Source organism: Microcoleus sp. D2_18a_D3, from assembly GCF_036702455.1.
Lineage (GTDB): Bacteria > Cyanobacteriota > Cyanobacteriia > Cyanobacteriales > Microcoleaceae > Microcoleus.
The window spans coordinates 14,407-34,687 of the sequence record NZ_JAUBTK010000053.1 but is presented as its reverse complement, the minus strand read 5'-3'; the positions used below and the strand labels follow the sequence as shown (position 1 = coordinate 34,687).

The window sequence follows — 20,281 nt, the reverse complement described above, 5'->3', positions numbered from 1 at the left end:
GCGCGATCGGGTATCAGGCAGTTCTCGAAGCCAGAGACTGCAAATTCTGCCTAAATGGTGACAATAATACGACAATGGGTAAAATAATAGACTTTAATCGAGCCAACATTAGGTTCACATGCGATCGGGGTCGAGCATCTACCACAGCTAAAATAGCCCGCATCAATTCCCCCTAGCTCATCGGCAGTAAATAAATGGTGCTGCTGTTAAGACCGGTTGTGCAAATACGGTTCTAGACTAAGTTCACAAAACCCCTCAATCTTATGGTTTCTAAAATTTTAGACAAATTACCGCTGCGAACTGTTCTCATAGTTCCATTTGTACTGCAAATCGTGGGAGCCGTGGGACTCGTAGGATATCTGTCTTTTAGAAACGGACAAAAAGCAGTTAATAACCTTGCCAGTCAGTTAATGAGCGAGGTGAGTTTGCGTGTCGAGCAAAACCTGCAAGTTTACCTGACAACTCCCCATCAAATCAATCAAACCAAGCTGGATGCTGTCAAGCTCGGCTTGTTAAAGATGGAAAACTTATCAGCTTGGGATAAATATCTTTGGCGGCAAGTACAATTATATCCCTATATCAATTTTACCTCAGTTGGCAACAAGAAGGGAAATTATAGAGGCGGTGAACAACTTTCTAACGGCTCCCGAATGATTAATGTGATAGACCCCTCTACTGGGTTAAATTTTAATTCTTACAATACGAACGCTCTCGGCGATCGCACTACAGTTACCACCATTGCCAAAAACTATGATAATCGGCAACATCCTGCGTACAAAAAAGCAGTAAAAGTCGGCAAACCCACTTGGAGTTCGGTTTTTGTTTCCTTACTAGAACCGACATTACTTATCAGTGCTCTCCAACCCGTATACAGCGACAAAAATCAGCTAGAAGGAGTATTATTTGCTGCTTTGCGTCTCGACCATTTGGGAAGATTTCTCAACAGTCTCAAAGTGGGCAAATCCGGTCAAACATTTATTGTCGATCGCCAGGGTACTTTGTTAGCAACTTCCACCACAGAAAAACCGTTTCGCACTAAAGGTAATGAAAGAGAATTGTTTAAAGTGGAAGAAAGCAGCAACCCTTTTACTCAAGCGACAGCTAAATATTTGACTGCAAAGTTTAAAAAATTAGACCAAATTAAAAAACCCGAGTTATTGAGCTTTGAAATAGATGACAAGCGACAATTTTTAAAAGTCCTGCCCTTCCAAGACGGCAAAGGTTTAGACTGGCTGATTGTCGTAGTGGTTCCCGAAGCAGATTTCACCAAAGAAATCGATGCCAATACCCGCACAGCGGTTTTGCTTTGTTTCGCAGCTTTAGGAGTAGCTGTGGCGATCGGCATTCTGACTTCTCAGTGGGTGACAAATCCTATTTTGAGCTTAAATACAGCAGCAAAAAATATTGCTAAAGGTGAATGGGACAAAACAGTAGAAAGCGAACGTTCTGACGAATTGGGGGAATTAGCCAAGTCATTTAACAGCATGGCTCAACAACTGCAACAATCTTTTGAAACTTTAGAACAGCGAGTGCAAGAGCGGACGGCCGAATTGGCTGTAGCTAAAGACAAAGCAGAGGTAGCCAATCAAGCTAAGAGCACTTTTCTTGCTAATATGAGCCACGAATTGCGATCGCCTCTCAATGCAATTCTCGGCTTTTCCCAACTGATGACTCGCAGCCAAACTCTATCCCCAGAACATCAAGAAAATATTAGTATAATTAGCAGCAGCGGAGAACACCTGCTCACCCTGATTAATAACGTGCTAGATTTATCTAAAATTGAATCGGGGCGTACTATCCTAAATCCCAAAAAATTCGACATCTATCGCCTGCTAAACGAGTTGGAAGATATGTTTAAAATAAAAGCCGCTGACAAGCACTTGCAGTTAGTTTTTGAGCGCAGTCTCGATGTGCCACAATACGTAGAAACGGACGATTTAAAATTGCGGCAAATTTTAATTAATCTGCTCAATAACTCTCTTAAATTTACCGAGGAGGGCGGTGTCTGGGTCAGAGTTAGCAAGCAGTCGTCAGGCATAAATCAGCAGGCACAAGGGGGAAAACTTGATTATCCTGAACCATCAACAAATACAGAAGTTACCCCAAGTAATGGTCTTAAGATATCTCAAGTTAGTCAGTCGGAAAATCAGATTTTTGTACCCCAAAATGACGAGGCAGCTTCGGCCTCTTCCTTCTTCCTCCATTTTGAAGTCGAAGATACTGGCCCCGGTATTGCTCCCAATGAATTAGATGATCTTTTTGAAGCTTTCGTGCAAACCAAGACAGGTAAAGATTCGCAAGAAGGTACAGGCTTGGGATTGCCAATCAGCCGCAAATTTGTGGAATTAATGGGCGGCGAAATGAGCGTCTGTTCTGCTGTTGGCAAGGGAACAAATTTTAAGTTTGACATTCAAGTTCTTGCGGTGGATGCGCCTGATATTGAAAGCGCAAAACCGACCCGCAATGTTATTGCCCTGGCACCCAACCAACACACCTATCGAATTTTGATAGTAGACGACAAACCGCTAAATCGCCAATTGTTAATTAAAATCCTCCATCCTCTGGGTTTTAAACTAAAAGAAGCTAATAACGGCCAAGAAGCTATTGAGATTTGGGAGAGTTGGGAACCGCATCTAATTTGGATGGACATGAGAATGCCTGTGATGGACGGCTACGAAGCTACGAAATACATTAAAAGCACTATTAAAGGTGAAGCTACTGCGATTATTGCGCTGACAGCGAGCGTTTTGGACGAAGAACGGGCAGTTACTTTATCGGCGGGCTGCGATGCTTTTATGAGGAAGCCTTTCCGGGAAGCCGATATTTTTGATGCTATGCACAAACATATCGGAGTGCGCTATATTTATGAAGATCCGGGTCAAGCTAATTTATCGGCAATCAAAGAGGGCGATCGCGCAATGAGTGCGGCTGATTTCGTGAAATTGCCTGATTCACTGGTAGCTGGTTTAAAGCTAGCGATACTGAATGCAGATATGGATTTAATTGATAGCTGGATCGAGCAAATTCGATTAAAGGATGCAGTAACGGCCGGTGCGATCGCAAATTGTATAGAAAATTTTGAGTACGACAAAGTTTTAAATTTAATCTCGGAAGCAATATCCCATGAATAACGACATTCCTAGCACCGATCGCGGTAATATTTTAGTAGTTGACGACACCCCAGCTAATTTGCGGCTGCTAGCCGGAATTTTGAATGGCAAGGGCTATAAAGTGCGCCCCGTACCTAGCGGCGATTTAGCGCTTTCGGCGGCAAAAGGTATGCCTCCGGATTTGATTTTGCTGGATATTATGATGCCGGAAATGAATGGATATGAAGTTTGCGAAAAAATCAAAGCTGATGAACGAACTTGCGACATCCCGGTGATTTTTATTAGCGCGGTTAATGACGTACTAGATAAGGTCAAAGCATTTGCTGTGGGCGGGGTAGATTATATTACCAAGCCCTTTCAGGTGGAAGAGGTTCTAGTGAGGGTAGAAACCCATTTAGCAATATGCCAGTTGCGAAAAAAACTCCAACAGAAAAACAATGAACTTACAGTTACTTTACACCAACTGCAAGCTACTCAGAATCAATTAGTGCAATCAGAAAAAATGGCGGCATTAGGGCAACTGATTGCGGGCATTGCTCACGAAATTAATACGCCATTGGGGGCGATTCGATCGTCTATTGGAAATATTACCAGCTTTTTGGATAATAATCTTGAAACTTTGCCAGTTTTTTTTAAAGAACTATCAACCGAACGCCAGCAGGATTTCGTGAGTTTGATGTACAGTTCCAGCAAACAAACTTACTCTTTATCTACGCGAGAAAAACGGGGATTGAAAAAAGGCGTGAAGCAGCAACTAGAGTCGGAAGGGATTGAAAATGCTGACAGCCTTGCTAGCATTTTAGTCAATATCGGATTGGAGGAAAATCTGCAAGAATTCTTGCCGTTGCTCAAAGACCCTGACAGCGAAAATATTATAAAAACGGCCTACGACTTTGCTAGCATTCACAGAAGCGCCCGAACCATCGCTACCGCTACTGAACGCGCTGCCAAAGTCGTCTTTGCCCTGAAAAATTATGCGCGTTACGATGTAAATGGGGAAAAAATACAGGTGAATATTACGGATGGAATTGAAACTGTATTAACTCTTTATCAAAACCAGATCAAGCAGGGTGTGGAAATTCTCAGAAACTATCAAGATCAATTGCCTCCGGTACTGTGTTATCCCGACGAACTCAATCAAGTTTGGACAAATTTAATTCACAATGCCTTACAAGCGATGGACAATCACGGAACTTTAACAATTGACGCGGTACAGCAACATACCAGCGTCTTGGTAAAAATTATTGACAGCGGTAAGGGGATTCAACCAGAGATTATTCCGAAAATTTTTGAGCCGTTTTTTACTACAAAACCTGCGGGAGAAGGCAGCGGGTTGGGACTGGATATTGTCAAAAAAATAATTGAAAAACATCAGGGTCAAATTGATGTGGAGTCCGTACCCGGTAAAACTGCATTTACAGTATCTTTGCCGATTAATTTAACAGAGTAGGTAAAGCGCCCCTGAGTGAAGTCGGGGGCTAAAAATTTGCCGTCTACCCGCGCGGAATGTAGAAGTTGGAAAACGGTGTGCTTACCCATCGGGGTTCACCCTCCCAAACTAAAGAAGGAAACTAGCGATGTCTAAACCAGCAATTTTGTGTGTTGACGATGAATTAGGGGTGTTGGAAAGTCTGGAAATTGAACTGCAACAGGCATTTAACGGTAAATATCTTTGCGAATTTGCTGAAAGTGCTGCCGAAGCCCTGGAGATTATTGAAGAGCTATATGAAGCTGAGGTTAAGATTCTAGTGATTGTCTCTGATTGGTTGATGCCCGGAATGAAAGGAGATGAGTTGCTGATTAAAATCCATCACAAATATCCGCAAATTGTGAAAGTGATGCTGACGGGACAAGCAGACAAAGAAGCAATCGAACGAGCCAAAATTCAAGCCAATCTTCATGCTTTTATACAAAAACCTTGGCAAAGTCAAGAATTAATTGCAGCGATTAAGTCGGGTCTAGCAAATTTATGAAAAAACCAGTCATTATTTGTGTCGATGATGAGCAGACTATACTCGATAGTCTGGAAATAGACCTGCTAAAAGCCTTTGAAGATAAATATTTAATTGAAACGGCCCAAAGCGGCGAAGAAGCTTTAGAGCTGCTGGCAGAACTTTTAGCAGAACAGTATGAAGTTCCTGTGGTTATTTCCGACCATATCATGCCTAATATGAAAGGAGATGAACTCTTAAGAAACGTTCATGCCATCTCGCCGAACACTCTCAAGATTATGCTGACGGGGCAGGCTGATTTGGAGGCGGTAACCAATGCTATTAACTATGCTAAATTGTACCGATACATATCTAAGCCTTGGCAAGGTGATGACTTAAAATTAACTGTGACTGAGGCAATATACAGATATTTTCAAGATAAACAATTAGCTGAAAAACAAAGAGAACTTCAAGAGATGAATCAGGAGCTGGCAAAATTAAATCGCCAGCAAGCGATCCTGATTGCCCAACTCCACGAAAACGAAAGTCGGTTGACGCAATACCTGGAAGCTATGCCGTTAGGGGTGTGCGTGCTTGATGCGAACGGTCAATCTTTTTACGCAAATCAGAAGGCACGGGAGGTATTTGGCAAAGGCAGTGTGCCGCCTATTAATTCGGAGCAGAATGCAGCAATTTATCAATTCTATAAAACCGGAACTAATCAAAGATGGCCCGTGGAAGAATTGCCAATAATGCGGGCGCTTCGGGGCGAAAATGTGCGGACTGAGGCTGTAGAAATTCGGACGGGCGACAAGATTATTCCTGTAGAGAGTTGGGCAACTCCTATTTATGATTCTACCGGCGACATTTCCTCTGCGATTATTGCTTTTAGTGACATAACTGAACGCAAGCAAGCTGAAGCCGCGCTAATTCAAGCTGAAGAGAAGTATCGCGGCCTATTTGAAAATGCTCTCGAAGGTATTTTTCAGACGACGCCGGACGGACAGTTTATCAGTGCGAATCCTGCTCTGGCGGAAATGTACGGCTACGATTCCCCGTCAGAACTGATAGAAAGTATTCATGATATTCAGCAGCAATTGTACGTGGAACCGAACCGCCGTCAAGAGTTTCTGGCGCTGATGAAACAGCACGGTACTCTGTGTGAGTTTGAGTCTCAGGTTTACTGTCGAGATGGCAGCATTATCTGGATTTCTGAGTATGCGCGCACAGTTTATGATGCTAACGGTGAAGTGCTTTACTACCAGGGTTTTGCTAAGGATATTAGTTTGCAAAGAGAGGTGGAAGTGGAACGAATCAGGTTTACTACTGATTTAGAAAAAGCTTTGGCAGCCGAAGAAAAGTTAAACGAGGCACTGTCAGAAAACGAAAGCCGATTGACTCAATTCCTGGAAGCGATGCCGGTGGGAATATTTGTTGTGGAGGGTAACGGTCAACCTTTTTACATGAATTCTTGGGGCGAAAGGATACTAGCCCAAGGTTTAATTTTTGATGGGGATACCGATCAATTTCCTGAAGCTTATCATTTTTACGACGCTCGAACTAATCAATTGTACCCGAGGGATAGCCAACCGATTGTTCGGGCGTTGCGGGGAGAATTTGTGCGTATGGACGATCTAGAAATTCGTGGGTCGGATCGGATTGTGCCGATCGAGGTTTGGGCGACTCCAATCTACGACGAACGGAAAAACATAGTTTACGCGCTCGCCGCTTTTCAAGACATCACGGAACGTCTAGAGGTAGAAACCGAGCGCCGCCAATTCACAGACGATTTGGAAAAAGCTTTAGCAGCGGAAGAAAAATTAACAGATGCTTACGGGCGGTTTGTACCGCACGAATTTCTCCACTTTCTGGGATATGAAAGTATTCTGGAAGTAAAATTAGGCGATCAGGTACAGAAAGAAATGTCGGTGCTGTTTTCAGATATTCGCGATTTCACTTCTCTTTCTGAAACGATGAGCCCTGAAGAAAATTTTCAATTTATTAATGGTTATTTGTCGCGAATGGAACCGGCAATTACTGGGAATTTTGGTTTTATTGATAAATACATTGGCGATGCGATTATGGCGCTGTTTGATGGCAGTGCGGACGATGCTGTGAAAGCTGGAATTGCTATGCTAGAACAGCTTAACGAGTATAATATGAGTCGCAATCGACCCGATCGCCCGCCGCTGCAAATTGGCATTGGAATCAATACGGGTTCTTTGATGTTAGGCACGGTTGGCGGCCAAAGTCGGATGGACAGCACGGTGATTAGCGATGCGGTAAACTTAGCCTCCCGCGTGGAAACTTTGACGAAAGAGTATGGAGTTTCGATGTTAATTACTCACAATACTTTTATACAGTTGAACGATATTTATGATTTGAGGTTGATCGATCGCGTATCAGTTAAAGGCAAATCGCGAATGGTAACAGTTTATGAAGTATTTGCCGCCGATCCGCCAGAGTTACGACAGAAAAAGTTAGAGACAAAGACCATCTTTGAGCAAGCTTTGGTACTCTACTATAGTGACAACTGGGGCGAAGCTATAAGATTGTTTTCGGCCTGCTTGGAAATCAACCCTAATGATAAGGTAGCTCAAATTTATATGCAGCGGTGTCTGAAAGGAGCGATCGCTCCTGCATAATACCATTTTAGAGTTGAGATTTGAGAATTGGGAATGACTTATAGCCTTTCTCAGAAAGATGAGGTACTATCCGGCATTGGCCAAACAGGGCATTGGCCAAACAGGGCATTGGCCAAACAGGGCATACCTCACCACGCTTGAGAACCGCTATATGCTCTAAGGGTTGGGAGTGTGCCTACAGTTGTATTCTTTTTTGAAACTGGAATAATCATTGTTTAGACAGGCAGGCAAACGCAAACTATGGTTTCTTGCTGCGGCAAACTTTCTATTTTAAATTCTCCTCCGTGCAATTCTACAAGGCGTTGAACAATAGCCAGGCCCAATCCCAAACCTGCTTGTTGGTAAAGTTTGCGATCGAACTGCCTGTAAGCTTCTAGCTGTGCAATCTGATCGGCAGTCAGGCCGCGGCCTTGGTCTTTGACAGACAGAATAAAAGTCTGATTTTCGACCAAACTGCTTAATAAAACAGGCGTTCCTTCTAAAGAAAATTTGAAGGCATTGTCCAAGAGTTCTTCAACAATTTTTGCGAGTCTGACAGAATCAATAGCTACCGACGAATCTTGCAAGTTTAATTGTAAATCGTCTGTTCTATTCGCGTGTTTTGCTTGCTGCCGCGCTTTTTGACTCAGCAAAGATTTTACACAGCTAAATTCGCTGTTTCGCATCTCCTTGAGCCGTTCGGGATTTGTGGCTGCTATCTCCAGTTCTGCATACAGCAAAAAGTTTTGAATCAGCCGATACAAGCGATGACCGGAAGTTTGAATTTGACCGATCATCTCTAAGATATCTGATTCCTCTAAGACCTGATATTCTGACAGAATTAGCTCAGAAAAACCCAGAATTGCATTCAAAGGAGTCCGCAATTCGTGGGGCAGCGACATACTAATATTAGTGCGTAATTCGTCTAGCGTCTTTTGAGATTGTCGGCTAATTGTTTTTTGTTTTTCAAGTCTAATAGCAATTGCTTTTAGCAGTTCTTGCGGCGTACAGGGCTTAGTAATGTAATCGTCCGCTCCCAGTTCCATGCCCGTGCGAACGTCAACTTTATCGGCTTTGGCTGTGAGGAAAATAAACGGAATTGTGGCAGTCAAGGGTTCGGATCGCAAAGCTTTGATGACGCCGTGACCGTCTACTTCCGGCATCATCATGTCGCACAAAATTAAATCCGGGATTTTTTCGATCGCCAATTTGATGCCGACTTTGCCGTTAATCGCTCCTATTCCTTCAAAATTCTCGGCTTCCAGCAACTCTAAAATATTCTCTCTAATCGCTTCTTCGTCTTCTATTACCAAAATCTTAGCCACGGTGATAGCTCCTTTTAGTTAGTAGTTTGTTGGAAAATTCTGGGTTCAGACACTTGATAAGTTTGTTGGTTAGGCGCTTAATTAATCGTTAAATCGCGGATATATATAGTTAATAATTCAGTTGTTATTGACTGGGAGGGCAAATTAGAGGCAAGGTAATAGTGAAAGTTGTGCCTTTTCCTTCTTGGCTGTCGATCGCAAGTTGGCCGCCGTGAAGTTCCACAGCCCTCTTCACAATTGCTAAACCGAGACCTGTTCCCGAAATAGTGCCGACATTTGGAGCTCGGTAAAAAGTTTCTAATATCCGCTCTCGATCGGCTTGGGGAATGCCGATGCCCTGGTCTTGAACTTGGAAAACAGCTTCTTTGTTTTGACAGTTGAGGTGCAAGGAAACTGTACTGCCGGCGGGGGAATATTTGATGGCATTTGAGAGGACATTTCCCAAGATTTGCTGCAGCAGTTTTTCATCCATTTGAGCTTCGCAGTTGCCGCCTTCATATTGAAAGGCGATCGGGTGTTGGTTGCTGTCGTTGATCTGCTGCTCTTCTACCAGTTGACGGCAAAATTTTTCGAGGTTTAAGGAAACCGGTTGAAACTGCAAGGTATTGGCTTCGATTTTGCCAATTACGAGGATATCTTCTAATAACTCTGTCATGCGTTTAATTGCTAATTGAATCCGCACAAAATGAGTAGATTTTTTATCTTGGGACCACTGAGAACTATAATCTTGCAGCAATCCAGCGGAAAATTGGATGGTTGTCAAAGGTGTGCGGAACTCGTGGGAAACCATTGTGACAAATTTAGCTCGCAGTTCTGAAAGTTCTTTTTCTCGTGCGAGGGCTTTGAGAATTTCCGCTTCTGCTCGTTTGCGATCGCTAATGTCACGGGCTTCGGCAATCAGCAGCAAAACTTGTCCTGTTTCATTTTTAACCGGTTTCAGTGAGAAATCAACTGTCATAATTTGGCCACTTTTGCCTAACAAGTCGATTTCGCTGCGGAAAAACTCGCCACGACTTGCTTTGCCGATCGCGCATTGCAATTGTTCGGAAACCTGTGGCGACTGGGCCCAAATCGCCATTTCCCAAATCGGGCGGCCCACAATACCCTCCGATCCCAATCCGGCAAAATCGAGGGCTGTCTCGTTCACTTCCAGCACAATTCCTTGGGGAGTCAGCAGCTTGGTTAGCTGAAATGATGAGTCAAAAATCGCCCGAAAGCGGCGCTCGCTTTCCCGCAGCATTTGAAATGTTTGAGAACGTTCGATCGCGTAGCGGATCGTCCGCACTAATAATTGAGTAGTAATTTGACCTTTAACAATGTAATCTTGAGCTCCCAAGCGAACTGATTCAAGTGCGATCGCCTCATCATCCAAGCCCGTCATTACCACCATTGGCACATCAGGAGCAACTTCTCGCAGGCGAGTTAGCGTTTCCAAACCGCGGCTGTCGGGCAAAGAAAGGTCGAGCAAAACTACATCAAAGGGTTGTTTACACAGTTGTGCGATCGCCTCATGGAGGAACTCAACAGACACCAGTTCCCACTCGACGCCCACAGATACTTCTAACAGTTCTGCAAGTAAATCAGCATCAGCAGGATTGTCTTCTACTAACAGAATCTTAATCCACATAGCTTAGACGTTTTTGACTGTAAAAATTTTACTCTACCAATCTTAGGTTAAACTTTTTCGCTTTCCCCTGCCATTTTCAACTTGAAAATTATTATTTGGGAACTGCCACCACCACCAGCCACCAATCCTTAATCCATCTCCCCAGCTTAGCGACTTGACTAAAATCTATAAGCTTAGTGATGTAGCACCGGGCTGACAGGGCATAAAACTTTACCATCTCTTCATCGGCTGCTGAGGTTGTCATAATTACCACCGGAATCATTTTTAACTTTAGTGCTGAGTTGATTTCTCTCAAGATTTTCCACCGTTTTTTTTAGGCAAAATCACGTTAAGCAGAATTAAATTGGGACGAGAAGGCGAACACAAAAGCCTGCTTTCTTCAATAAAATTATTGCTTATACCATATCTTATACTATTTGCCAATTATAAAAATTGGCTGGTCGCCAGCTTTTATAAAGTCCATTCAGCCTCGCTGAGCAAATCATCCACCAGCAGAATTTCCATAGGTTAAAAATTTTTAGAGCGCTCATAAGCAAAGCATCTGTTCGTTTAATTTAGAGGAAGTTTGACGACTGCCAGCCAGAATTCCTCAATTAACCTGACTACTTTAGTAAATTCTACGAAGTCTACTGGTTTTGTTATGTAACAGTTGGCGTGGAGGGAGTATGACTTAAAAATATCTTCGGGAGCTGCTGAAGTGCTGAGAATCACTACAGGAATTAATTTTAACTTTGGGTCATTTTTAATTTCTTCTAGCACTTCAATACCGCTTTTTTTCGGCAGATGCAAATCGAGCAAAATCAAATCGGGACGAGGTACCCTAAGATAGGGTTCTTTTCGGCGCAAAAACTTGATTGCTTCGACTCCATCCTCCACAAAATGCAAGTTATTCAATATTTTACCCTGATTGAGGACTTCTCTTGCCAAATCGGCATCGCTGGGAGAATCCTCAATCAGCAGAATCTCTATAGGTCTAACAGTGCTTCGATCGCTCATAACCGGCGTATCCTTTAAAGTATAAAAACAAAATTGAACTTTGAGGCTTCAGGTACTAATTATAGGAATAGTGAAGTAAAAAGTCGCTCCTTTTCCCTCCTGAGATTCCACCCAGATCCGACCGGCGTGGCGTTCAACAATGCGCTTGCACATCGCCAAACCTATACCAGTACCGGAATATTGGCGGCGGGAGTGCAGGCGCGCAAAAATGATAAAAATGCGATCGGCATACTGCGGATCGATGCCAATGCCGTTATCGCGAACACTGAACACCCATTCGCTCTCTTGCCTGGAGGCAGCGATATGAATCAACGGGATATCTTGGCGACAAAATTTGATGCTGTTGGCGAGCAAATTTTGGAATAATTGCACCAGTTGAAATTCATCCGCCATCACGGTTGGCATCGCGTCGCAGGTGATTACAGCTTTTGTTTCCGCGATCGCAATTTGCAAATTGCACATAGCTTGCTTAACCACAGCGTTGCAGTCCGCCTGCTCAAACTCCTGACCCCTCGTTCCCAGGCGCGAATACGCCAACAAATCGTTAATTAACTGCTGCATTCTGGTGGCGCCATCGACAATATAATTAATATACTTATCTGCGCGATCGTCCAAATTTCCTTGATACCGCTGGGCCAGCAATTGAGTGTAACTGGTAATGGCTCGGAGCGGTTCTTGCAAATCGTGGGAAGCCACATAAGCAAATTGTTCTAATTCCTCGTTGGAACGCTTCAAATCTTCTGTCAGTTGCAGTAGTTGCTGCTCTGCTTCTTTGCGGCTTGTAATGTTGTAAACCAAGGCGCAACAAGACCGCAGATTACCCTGGGAGTCCATGACTGGACTGGTAGACATATCAGTCCAAATATCTTTGCCGTCCTTGCTTTTGAATTTAAATTCGTGTTGTTCACCAATACCTTGCTTGCGCCGCTGGAACTTATCAAGAGCTTGTGTTTTTTGCTGTTCGTCCATAAAATCCAAAATCGACCGACCGAACATTTCTAATTCACTATAGCCGAGCATTCGCGCCATCGCGTGGTTCACGTAAGTCGTGAGGGCATTGCTGTCAATTACCCAAATACCTTCTTCTGCTAATTCAACTATTTGCCTGTATTTAAATTCGCTTTCCTGCAAAGCTGTTTCAGTTAGTTTGCGCTCGGTGATATCTTTCATAAAACAGTGGTGGCCGTTAAATATCCCTTGTGCATCGCAAGCTTTTACCATCGTTAATTGCTTGTAAAAAAACGAGCCATTTTTCCGAACGCCTCTAGCTTCAACTTCTACTTTGCCAGAAATTAGCATTTCCTGATAAGCTGAGACCATCATCTCAAGATCGCTCGGATGTACGGTGGGCTGCCATTTCATGCCAAGCATTTGTTCCGGTTCGTAACCGCATTTATGAGCGTAAGCTCGGTTAACCTTCACGTAGCGGCCCTCAATATCCAGCCGCGAAATGCCTTCCACCGCATTTTGCATGGCACTGGTTAGATCACGCAGCTCTTTTTCAGCTTGTTTGCGATCGCTAATATCCTGACCGATACCCAAAAAACCGTTAATATTTCCGTTACTATCAAATAAGGCAGTCACCGACAGCAGTACCGGAAACCGCGAACCATCTTTGCGAATGTAAGTCCATTCATTTTCGTCAGCTATTTTCCGGCGCGGCAAGGCAACAAAGGCTTCAATTCCCGGCTCTATTTTCACTCCCAATTCTTGAGAAAGAACGTCAGCTCTTTGAGCGACCTCCAGAGGATCGTGAATTATTTCTACCGTGACTTTTCCGACCACTTCTTCGAGCGAATAACCTAAAAGTTGTTCTGCCGCTCGATTAAATGTTTTAATTGTACCGTCGGGATCTGTAGAAATAATTGTGTAGTTAGCGCTATTAAGAATTGCATTTTGCAGTTGCGTCAATTCCAACAAAGTGAAAGCAATTTTTTCGCGGTATGCTATTTCTTTTTGCAATTTGTGGTTAGAAATTTCGATTTGAGCCGTGCGCTCAGCAACTCGATGCTCCAGAGTTTCATTGAGCAGTCGATTTTCCTCTTCTACCTGCTTGCGTTCTGTAATATCAGTAATAGTACCAACATAACTTTTTATCTCCCCATTTTCTCCGAGTTGACCGACAATTTGACCGAGTATCCAACTGATTTGAGTGTTATTAATGTCGAGAAAGCGGTACTCAGATTTAAACGGCAATTTCTGCTGCACGGCGCTATACCATTCAGTAAAAACCCGATCGCGATCGTCTGGATGAATGCCTTGCAACCACCCTTTGCCCAAAGCTTCATCACAGGTAATTCCCGAAATTTGACACCAGCGCTCGTTGACATACAAGCAGTCTCCTCCAGCATCTGCATAAAATATTCCCACCGGCGAAGCTTCAGTTAAAGTTTGATAGCGAGCTTCCGTTTCTCGGCGTTCAATTATTTCTTTTTGCAGTATTGAATCGATCATCCCTAATTGAGTTGGACTCAGGAGAGTTAATGCTTGGGGAACTAAAGGAATTAATGCAAAAGCGGTGTAACCAGAAATTGCGGCGGTAATAATTTTCAGACTGCCAGACACCCAATAAACAGGATGCCAAAGCGTCCAAACTTCCATTATATGAGTAGTGCCGCAAGAGATAATAAAGGCTGCAAACAGCCAAAAGATATTGCGAAAGGGCAAGTCTTTTCGCTGACCGATAAAATAATAAATTAACGAGAGGGGTATTGAATAGTAGGCCAGGGCAATTATAGAGTCTGACACTATGTGGAGTGCGACTAGCTCTCGCTGCCAAAGGTAACAGTAGCCTTGAGGAATATAATTGCCGGTGAATAACAACTGAGTTAAAAAATTCCAAATCATAAACGGAATGGCAAATGGGGAAGGAGTAATTTAACGCAATAACTTATAACTTATCTTAACTCTCTGAAATATACAGTTCTGGAGGCACGGGGGGCTAAAAACCCGGTTTCTTCATAAATGCCTCGTTGCCAAACCGAATATTGTTGTAGAAACGGGTTTTTCTTCGGTAAGTCTTAATATAGCAATTCTCAATGATTCGCGAGCTGTAGCGAGCTCTAGGTTGGGTATAACTCATATGTTGCACCATTCTCAATCCTTTTATGAACAGGCAAGATGCCTGTTCCACAAGAGATGAATTTTCTTGTGGAACAGGCATCTTGCCTGTTCCTGACAATGGTGCAAGATGTGAGGTATGACGAAGTGAAACCCTAGATGCCGATTTGAGATTTTAGGATTTTAACTTTTCCTTTCTTCTTCCTTATCTTCTAAATAACTAAAGCCTTCTTTCATCCATCCGTTACATCTGTTACATCCGTTACAGAATCCGTTGCCGAACTTCCTTCTGCTATAAAAAATGGGGCGAGCTCCAAGCCCGCCCCACCAAAAATTATGCTGCTGCTATTAACCCAACAGCGCCTGAGCCTTAGCTACCACATTATCAACGGTGTAGCCAAACTTTTCTAAAGCAACGGGGCCCGGTGCAGAAGCGCCGAATGTGTCGATGCTGATGCTGTCGCCTTCGGAACCCAAATAACGTCCCCAGCCGAAGCTACAAGCTGCTTCAACTGCCAACCGTTTAGTAACAGCTTTCGGCAGTACAGATTCGCGGTAAGCGGCATCTTGTAAGTCGAACAATTCCCAGCAAGGCATCGAAACTACGCGCACTTTATTACCTGCGGCGCGCAATTTTTCAGCGGCATCAACGCAGAGGTAGGTTTCGCCGCCGGTGCCGATTAAAATGATGTCGGGAGTGCCGCCGTCGTCAGACAAAATGTAAGCGCCTTTGGCTGTTCCTTCGATCGAACTTCCAGCCAAGTTGGGCAGATTTTGGCGCGACAAAGCCATTAAAGTTGGGCGAGTGCGGCTTTCAACTGCCACTTTGTAAGCGCCCGATGTTTCGTTACCATCCGCAGGGCGCATTACCAACAAATCGGGAATTACGCGCAGAGAAGCGATGGTTTCCACGGGTTGGTGAGTGGGGCCATCTTCGCCCAAGGCTACGGAGTCGTGAGTCATTACATAAATAACTCCAGCTTCCGAGAGTGCAGAGAGGCGAATTGCTCCCCGCATATAGTCAGCAAATACCAAGAAAGTAGCGCAGTAAGGAATTAAACCGCCGTGCAGAAGCATACCGTTGGCGATCGCACCCATGCCGTGTTCCCGCACACCAAACCGCAGGTTACGTCCTTCGTACTGACCTTTTTGGAAGTCTTTTTCACCCTTGAGCAAAGTCATGTTAGAAGATGCCAAGTCAGCGGAACCGCCGATCAATTCAGGTAGCACACCTGCCAAAGCATTCAAACATTTTCCAGAATGATTCCGAGTCGAATCTGCCTTATCTTCCGGGTTGTATGTCGGCAAAACTTTATCCCAACCTTCGGGAAGTTTGCCGGCAACCGTGCGCTCATATTCTGCCGCTTCTGCAGGATATGCTGCTTTATAAGCATCAAAAGCTTTCTGCCATTCTTGCTCAGCTTGAGCACCGCGATCGACTGCTTTGCGGAAGTGTGACAAAGCATCATCAGGAATCTCAAACGGTGCGTGTTCCCACTTCAAGAAATCGCGAGTTGCTTTCACTTCATCGGGACCCAAAGCAGCACCGTGAGCACTGTAGGAATTGCGCTTGTTGGGAGAACCGTAACCAATGACGGTGCGGACTTTAATCATGGACGGTTTGTCCGTGACTTTTTTGGCTTCTTCAATAGCTTTGTGAACTGCTTCTAGGTTAGTATCTTCGTCTAGAGCGGTATTGTCTACTGTAATAACGTGCCAATTGTAAGCTTCAAAACGCTTGCCCACATCTTCAGTAAAGGCCAAGCTTGTGTCGCCTTCAATAGAAATGTGATTGTCATCGTACAAGGCAATTAATTTGCCGAGTCCGAGGTGTCCGGCCAAAGAACAAGCTTCGGCAGAAACGCCTTCCATGTGGCAGCCGTCACCCAAAATTACATAGGTGTAGTGGTCAACAATTGTGTGGTCGGGCTTGTTAAACTTAGCAGCGAGGTGAGCTTCTGCCATTGCCAAACCGACGCCATTAGCAATTCCTTGTCCCAGGGGGCCGGTGGTAACTTCTACGCCTTGGGTCATGAAGTTTTCGGGGTGTCCGGGGGTTCTGGATTCCCACTGGCGAAATTGCTTGATGTCGTCGAGGGTGACGCTATCGTAGCCGGTCAAATACAGGAGGGCGTACTGTAGCATACAGCCGTGGCCGGCGGAGAGGACGAAGCGATCGCGATTAAACCACTTGGGGTTTTTGGGGTTGAACCGCATGAACCGATCCCACAGCACGAAGGCCATAGGGGCAGCGCCCATCGGCAGTCCCGGGTGTCCTGATTTTGCTTTTTCTACCGCATCGATGGCCAAAAAGCGGATAGAGTTGATGCAGAGTTCTTCGAGTGATTGGGTTGCAACAGCCATAATTATGGTTTTTATATGTTAAGAGAGAGTGTGTGTGGTCGATTCTGACAGAGGTGCGATGAGCCGAGTTCGATCGCTCGCGTTTCTGCTGTTCAGTTTCTGTGGAACTGCCGTGAGGCTGCACTACATATCATCTCACCTGTTGCGATCGACAGACAACTTAATTTTTTAATGTTTCGGTCGCTTTGTGCAGTCGATCGCAAATTGTTATAACGAATACCCTGAAAACCCCGTGACTTCAGTCCGGGGATGAAAGGGCGTTACAGGATTTATCCTGCCTGCTCTCTTTACCCCAGTCCTGAATCTAAAATCTCATCTTTTCAATTCAAAAAACTTTCGTGAAAAGTTTTGGACACGACGGGACAGTATGGTAAACTGAAACAGTCACGGTTAAACTCCCTTGCCGTCGTGAAACGGGACATGAGACACACTTTTAGGCATAAACTGGGGGACAAAGTGCGACGAAAACACTATAAACAGTCGAAACCGAAAATGTAGGTTTCAATCCAGCAAACACAAACTTTTTTACGCTCGAATTGTTAAGTAGGGTAGGGCATACCCGAACTCTAGGGAAATATCCTAGTACGCTTTTGGAGATAGATCCGCTGGGATGTTTCTGAGTTAGGCTCGTCAATTGGTGGTATCCCCACGGTTGAAAGGTTTAAGAATTGCCGCAAGGACAGAACATTTTAAGGTCAGTCGCTGAATTAAGAATCCCCTCGGCTTCAGCCAGGGGAGTGTCAAGATAGAGTTTGGTGTTTCTGACATCTTGCAGCTTTGTCACGAACAGACCTTTCGGGCCTGTTCCACAAACAGTGAATTTTCTTGTGGGGCGGACACGATCGCCCGCCCAGCCGTGCACGATCGCCAGAATAGTGCAAGATGTCAGATATTTGTAATTTTAATCAGGCAATAACTAATGACTCTGAGTGAAGCCGAAGTCCGCAGTCAAAAAGTAGACGAACTGCGATCGCAAGGCATAGAACCGTATCCCAGTGAATCCTACGCGCGATCGCACACAGCCAAGCTTGTTCGCGAAATATTTAGTCAGCCGGGAAAAGAACTCCAAAACGGAGAAACTGACCCCGAAGAAATTTCCCTGCGATTAGCTGGCCGCATCACTTCCAAGCGAGACAGCGGCAAAATTGGTTTCATCGATTTAAAAGACGCCACAGACAAAATTCAACTCAAAATCGAGAAAGCAATCGTCACCGGCGAAGTCGGTTTGAGCTTTGAACAAATTAAAAAATTGCTCGATGTCGGCGATTTTGTCGGCGTCGAAGGTATCGGCTGCCGCACCCCCAGGGGAGAACTTTCTATTTTAGTGAGGGAATTAAAGCTTTTATCAAAAGCTACCATTCAATTTCCCGATTCTTATTATGGAATTAACGACCCCGAAGTTTGCCGCCGTCACCGCGAAATGGATTTGGCAAGCAACCAAGATGCGCTCAACCGTTTTATGCTTCGCAGCCGCATCGTTCAAAGCATCCGTTCCTATCTCTGGCAAGCAAATTTTTACGAAATAGAAACGCCAACGCTGCAAGCTATTTACGGCGGTGCTGCTGCTAAGCCCTTCATCACTCACCACAATGCTTTGGATGTGGATTTGTATTTGCGAGTGGCTCCAGAATTATTCTTAAAAAGAGCAATTTGCGGCGGTTTCGAGCGAGTATTTGAACTAGGGAAAGCATTTAGAAATGAGGGCATTGACAGCACCCACAATCCAGAGTTTACCTCTTTAGAAGTTTACCAAGCTTATGCTGATGTTTTCGACATTTTAGGAGTTGTCGAAGACGTGATTTGTTTCGCAGCGGCGGCGGTATTTGGGGATGTCAAGGAAATTGAAAATCAGGGGGAAACGATTAGTTTAGAACGGAAGTTCGACTACAGCGAAAAATATCCCGGTTTCAGCGGCAAACACTGGCAAGTGAAAACGATGGTAGAAGCTGTCAGAGACGAGTTTGGGCTGGATTTTGACAGTTTGGACTTGGAAAGTGCGATCGCCTCTGCAACCAAACTAGAATTGCACCTGTCTAAGTTAGAACAACAGAGTTTAGGCTACGTGCTGTATGCAGTTTTTGACAAATTAGTTGTCCCCAAACTAATTCAACCTACATTCATCATCGACTATCCTGTCGAAGTCAGTCCCTTAGCAAAAGGACATCGCAGCAAGCCGGGATTTGTAGAACGTTTCGAGCTATTTATCAACGGTACAGAATACTCGAACGGCTTCTCAGAATTGAACGATCCGAAAGAGCAAAGAAAGCGGTTTGAGGAACAGTTGGCGCAGAAAAATGCCGGCGATGACGAAGCGCATCCAATGGATGAAGACTTTATTCAAGCGCTATCTTTGGGAATGCCTAATTGTGCGGGAATGGGTATCGGCGTAGACAGATTGGTGATGCTTTTAACTAATACTCAAAGCATCCGCGATGCCGTCATGTTCCCGACAATGCGGCCGGTCAAAGATTGATTGGAGTAGGTTTTTTGCAGATGTCTAATAAGTACATGGGGATTTTTTAACCGCAGATATCAGCGGATTAACACAGATAAACGCAGATGGAATTTCATCTGCGTTTATCTGCGTTTATCTGCGGTTAAAAAAACATTTTTAAGATCACCGCATAAACGAACCGACAACACCGTTCATATCCTCAGCCAAAGGATTTCCCAAAGCCTTAAACTTCCACTCGCCGCCTTCTCGATAGACTTCTCCCATCAACATATTTAATTTTCCTTCATAAGATGGGTCATTTGACAAGCGATAGCGAGCGATTTCTTTCCCGGCGGCATCTACAGCTCTCACAAAAGCATTTTCTACCAAGCCGAAATGCTGTTTTCTCTCTTTTCCATCGTAAATATTTACGCCCAAAATAATTTTGTGATATTCGGCAGGCAAAGAACTCAGCTTCACCACTATTTGTTCGTCGTCTCCGTCTCCAGCCCCCGTGAGATTGTCGCCTGAGTGAACAACTGTTTTGTCCTTTGACTCCAAATGAGAGTAATAAATTACATCCTCTTTGTAGTTCTTTATTTTGCCATTTTCTCCCAGCAGCATAGCGTAGGAATCTAAGTCAAAATTTGCACCGCTGCTTCGCCCGAAAAGACCTTTTTTAGCTTGTGCAACATCCCAGCCCAAAGCCATTGTCAGTCTGGACAAGTCGTATTCGCTTTTGCTGAGAACGATCGATTGTCCTTTTGTTAAGTTGATAGCCATAGTTTTGTGATTTTGTAAGGTTTATGG

14 protein-coding genes are annotated in these 20,281 nt (G+C 44.3%); 6 read left to right on the top strand and 8 right to left on the bottom strand.

The genetic code is table 11. The features are described 5' to 3' along the window. Positions 1-263: 263 nt before the first annotated feature. The 4 genes from QUB06_RS22290 (at position 264) to QUB06_RS22275 (ending at position 7,686) form a co-directional block, all read left to right on the top strand. Positions 264-3,131: an ATP-binding protein gene (locus tag QUB06_RS22290; RefSeq protein ID WP_333437120.1), complete on the top strand. Its 2,868-nt coding sequence runs from the start codon at positions 264-266 to the stop codon at positions 3,129-3,131. Beyond that, the gene (locus tag QUB06_RS22285; RefSeq protein WP_333437118.1) at positions 3,124-4,560 is read left to right on the top strand and encodes a response regulator; all 1,437 of its coding nucleotides are present in this window, start codon (positions 3,124-3,126) and stop codon (positions 4,558-4,560) included. The genes QUB06_RS22290 and QUB06_RS22285 overlap by 8 nt, the downstream gene beginning before the upstream one ends. Before the next feature lie 127 nt (positions 4,561-4,687). Further along, the gene (locus tag QUB06_RS22280; RefSeq protein WP_333284267.1) at positions 4,688-5,083 is read left to right on the top strand and encodes a response regulator; all 396 of its coding nucleotides are present in this window, start codon (positions 4,688-4,690) and stop codon (positions 5,081-5,083) included. Then, entirely contained in the window at positions 5,080-7,686 is a 2,607-nt protein-coding gene (locus QUB06_RS22275) for a PAS domain S-box protein (protein ID WP_333437117.1), read from the top strand. The genes QUB06_RS22280 and QUB06_RS22275 overlap by 4 nt, the downstream gene beginning before the upstream one ends. Positions 7,687-7,901: 215 nt before the next feature. Here QUB06_RS22275 and QUB06_RS22270 read toward each other — a convergent pair whose 3' ends face one another. The 7 genes from QUB06_RS22270 to tkt all read right to left on the bottom strand — a co-directional run bounded on the left by QUB06_RS22270 (position 7,902) and on the right by tkt (position 17,037). Continuing rightward, complete coding sequence (locus QUB06_RS22270) at positions 7,902-8,990, bottom strand: response regulator (RefSeq protein ID WP_333437116.1); 1,089 nt, start codon at positions 8,988-8,990, stop codon at positions 7,902-7,904. Positions 8,991-9,114: 124 nt separating this feature from the next. Continuing rightward, positions 9,115-10,617: an ATP-binding protein gene (locus tag QUB06_RS22265; RefSeq protein ID WP_333437115.1), complete on the bottom strand. Its 1,503-nt coding sequence runs from the start codon at positions 10,615-10,617 to the stop codon at positions 9,115-9,117. A gap of 91 nt (positions 10,618-10,708) precedes the next feature. Next, positions 10,709-10,861 carry a hypothetical protein gene (locus tag QUB06_RS22260; protein WP_333437114.1) on the bottom strand — a complete coding sequence of 51 codons (153 nt, stop codon included), beginning with the start codon at positions 10,859-10,861 and terminating at the stop codon, positions 10,709-10,711. Positions 10,862-11,166: 305 nt separating this feature from the next. Then, positions 11,167-11,613 carry a response regulator gene (locus tag QUB06_RS22255; RefSeq protein ID WP_333437113.1) on the bottom strand — a complete coding sequence of 149 codons (447 nt, stop codon included), beginning with the start codon at positions 11,611-11,613 and terminating at the stop codon, positions 11,167-11,169. Positions 11,614-11,661: 48 nt separating this feature from the next. After that, positions 11,662-14,460: a PAS domain S-box protein gene (locus QUB06_RS22250; RefSeq protein WP_333437112.1), complete on the bottom strand. Its 2,799-nt coding sequence runs from the start codon at positions 14,458-14,460 to the stop codon at positions 11,662-11,664. A 94-nt stretch (positions 14,461-14,554) separates the two neighbouring features. Then, on the bottom strand, positions 14,555-14,776 hold the full coding sequence (locus QUB06_RS22245) for a hypothetical protein (RefSeq protein ID WP_333437111.1): 222 nt from the start codon (positions 14,774-14,776) through the stop codon (positions 14,555-14,557). Between the two features lie 245 nt (positions 14,777-15,021). Further along, complete coding sequence (gene tkt, locus QUB06_RS22240) at positions 15,022-17,037, bottom strand: transketolase (RefSeq protein ID WP_333437110.1); 2,016 nt, start codon at positions 17,035-17,037, stop codon at positions 15,022-15,024. Between the two features lie 34 nt (positions 17,038-17,071). Here tkt and QUB06_RS22235 point away from each other — a divergent pair, with 34 nt between their 5' ends. Beyond that, positions 17,072-17,209, top strand: coding sequence for a hypothetical protein (locus QUB06_RS22235; protein ID WP_333110366.1), 138 nt, complete (start codon positions 17,072-17,074; stop codon positions 17,207-17,209). A 747-nt stretch (positions 17,210-17,956) separates the two neighbouring features. After that, complete coding sequence (gene lysS, locus QUB06_RS22230; protein WP_333437109.1) at positions 17,957-19,510, top strand: lysine--tRNA ligase; 1,554 nt, start codon at positions 17,957-17,959, stop codon at positions 19,508-19,510. Positions 19,511-19,654: 144 nt separating this feature from the next. Here lysS and QUB06_RS22225 read toward each other — a convergent pair whose 3' ends face one another. Continuing rightward, positions 19,655-20,254 carry a TerD family protein gene (locus QUB06_RS22225; protein ID WP_333158968.1) on the bottom strand — a complete coding sequence of 200 codons (600 nt, stop codon included), beginning with the start codon at positions 20,252-20,254 and terminating at the stop codon, positions 19,655-19,657. Positions 20,255-20,281 lie beyond the last annotated feature (27 nt).